This window comes from Enterobacter sp. 940_PEND (assembly GCF_001059415.1).
Classification (GTDB): Bacteria; Pseudomonadota; Gammaproteobacteria; order Enterobacterales; family Enterobacteriaceae; genus Enterobacter; species Enterobacter cloacae_M.
The window spans coordinates 1-1,919 of sequence record NZ_JUMS01000039.1 but is presented as its reverse complement, the minus strand read 5'-3'; the positions used below and the strand labels follow the sequence as shown (position 1 = coordinate 1,919).

Here is a 1,919-nt window from a genome sequence, read left to right as displayed (position 1 = left end):
TTTTTTTTTTTCATCCCTGCCCGCTACCCTGTAAACCTTTCTTCTGCGTTGCCGTTAACAGTAGGTAAGCCATGTTTGGTTTTTCTTCCGGAGCCCTGATGACTCTTAGTGATGATGAGCGACACCTGCTTGTGTCCGTTGTTTCGGTCTGGCTACGGCGTGCCGGAGGGGATGCCGGAGCCATGATGCTGGATGCATACCGGCAGATTTTGTCTGAAACCGAACCGGCCGTAAGGACTGTCATGCTCGAATTTCTTGAATCCGTTCGCATTCATTACATTTCGTCCTGAGCATTTTCTGTATTTCTGTCCATACTTAAACGAGGCGGCCGTCACGGACGGTGGTCGTCGTTCCATGATGCTGTTATGGACGAGTGAGAGTAATCTAATCTAACTTGATTGAGTTCCGGGCGTGCCGCCCGGTTTTTTTTGCTGTTTCCCGGTGTCCGTTCCGGGACAGGATGTGCATTTGTAATACCGCGCACGCGCCGGCATCACAAATACCCTGGTCAGGGCTGCGCCCCGACACCCCGCCATCGCCTCACGGCCGCGCACTGAATTGCGCACCCGTTCACCGATTTTCACGCATTTTCCTCGCCTATCTGTGCGTTCAGCATGGCGTAAAGCGCTTCGGCCTGATCGTGCAGGTGCTCACAGCAGCCGGCAGCCTCATCCAGATCCATCTGCTCGAGCCGCTCAAGGAGGAGAAGTGTCTGTGCGCGGATAAATTTGGCCATATTGAGGGCGGCGGATTCCTGTCTGGTCACTGGTGATTTTCCCCGTCTGGTGATGATTTTTGCGTGAAAAGAGCATGGCGTCATTCTGGTGCATAGTCATGCATGCCGTTAAAATTTAACAGGCGCGTTTCTGACGGGTTCCGGGGTGGTTTGTTGTGGTTTTTGTCATGGTTTCGTCAGGAACGCGCTGAACGCGTCTCAGGCGGTGCGGGCAACGGATGTTATGGTAAATTCTTGGGGGCTTGATTATAAAATACCGCACTTCCTCTTATGTCTTGTGCTTTTTAGACAACCCTGAAAGCTTTTAGCTTTGGTGATGCAATTTGCTGGGATTTTGGCGGAGAACCACAGGTAAAGAAAAAGGCCACATTAGCGGCCTTTTTCGGAGAAGATGCTCAGTGCGGAATTTCGGAGACTTCTTTAACGTCGGTTTTATTGATCTGCTGTTTGACACCATTCGCGTCTGTATAGCCAAGCAGGCCTGAGTCTGATTCTTTAGGTTTGCCGTCGCTGACAATAGTGCGACCGTCATTGGTGTGTATGGCATAGCTTGTGCGCGTGCAGCCGGTGAGGGCTGAAAGCGCAACTGCCGCTGCGAACACTGAAACAAAAATCTTTTTCAAAGCCAGCTCCTTTTATCCATATCAGTTTTGGTCACTAACCATCTAACTATAGGTCATTTTTTATGTGAAAAGAGGCTTGATGGTGGGCTGTATATCGAGTTAGGCGCGAGGTGCTATGGTCAAAGTGTGGTGTCAGGCGGGGAGGAGGCTTATATGAGATGTAATCCGGCCGATACATATACCAAGATGATTTAAGTATTCCTCTTTGTGAGGTTGGATGTCTAATTTATAAAGGATCTTCTTGAGATCCTTTTTTTCCGCGCGTAATCTCTTGCCCTGTAAACGAAAAAACCACCCTGGCAGGTGGTTTTTCGAAGGTTAGGTAATCCTGGCAGATCCCCTAACCGTGGTAACAGTCTTGTGCGAGACATGTCACCAAATTTGTCCTTTCAGTGTAGCCTCACTAAGGCCGCCACTTCAAGAACTCTTGAGACATCTCTCGCACATCCTGTTTGCCAATGGCCGTTGCCAATGGCGATTAGTCGTGTCTTTCCGGGTTGGACTCAAGTTGATAGTTACCGGATAAGGCGCAGCGGTCGGACTGAACGGGGGGTTCGTGC

The 1,919-nt window shown here is 50.1% G+C and carries 3 protein-coding genes and 1 pseudogene; 1 reads left to right on the top strand and 3 read right to left on the bottom strand.

The features are described 5' to 3' along the window. The first annotated feature begins 98 nt into the window (after positions 1-98). Positions 99-290: a hypothetical protein gene (locus ADJ24_RS05585; RefSeq protein ID WP_021243041.1), complete on the top strand. Its 192-nt coding sequence runs from the start codon at positions 99-101 to the stop codon at positions 288-290. Positions 291-580: 290 nt separating this feature from the next. Here the strand turns inward: ADJ24_RS05585 and ADJ24_RS05580 are convergent, their stop codons facing one another. From ADJ24_RS05580 to ADJ24_RS25485, 3 genes and pseudogenes are all read right to left on the bottom strand, one after another. Further along, on the bottom strand, positions 581-766 hold the full coding sequence (locus tag ADJ24_RS05580) for a Rop family plasmid primer RNA-binding protein (RefSeq protein ID WP_013772937.1): 186 nt from the start codon (positions 764-766) through the stop codon (positions 581-583). 365 nt (positions 767-1,131) lie between these two features. Continuing rightward, a complete protein-coding gene (locus tag ADJ24_RS05575) occupies positions 1,132-1,359 on the bottom strand; it encodes a YgdI/YgdR family lipoprotein (protein WP_021243043.1) in 228 nt (75 codons plus the stop codon). Between the two features lie 478 nt (positions 1,360-1,837). Then, positions 1,838-1,919, bottom strand: a pseudogene (locus tag ADJ24_RS25485) (replication initiation protein); the annotation flags it as partial.

Excerpts from the sequence above, each read along its gene's own strand:
- ADJ24_RS05585 (WP_021243041.1), top strand. The coding sequence starts at position 99 with ATGACTCTTAGTGATGATGAGCGACACCTGCTTGTGTCCGTTGTTTCG.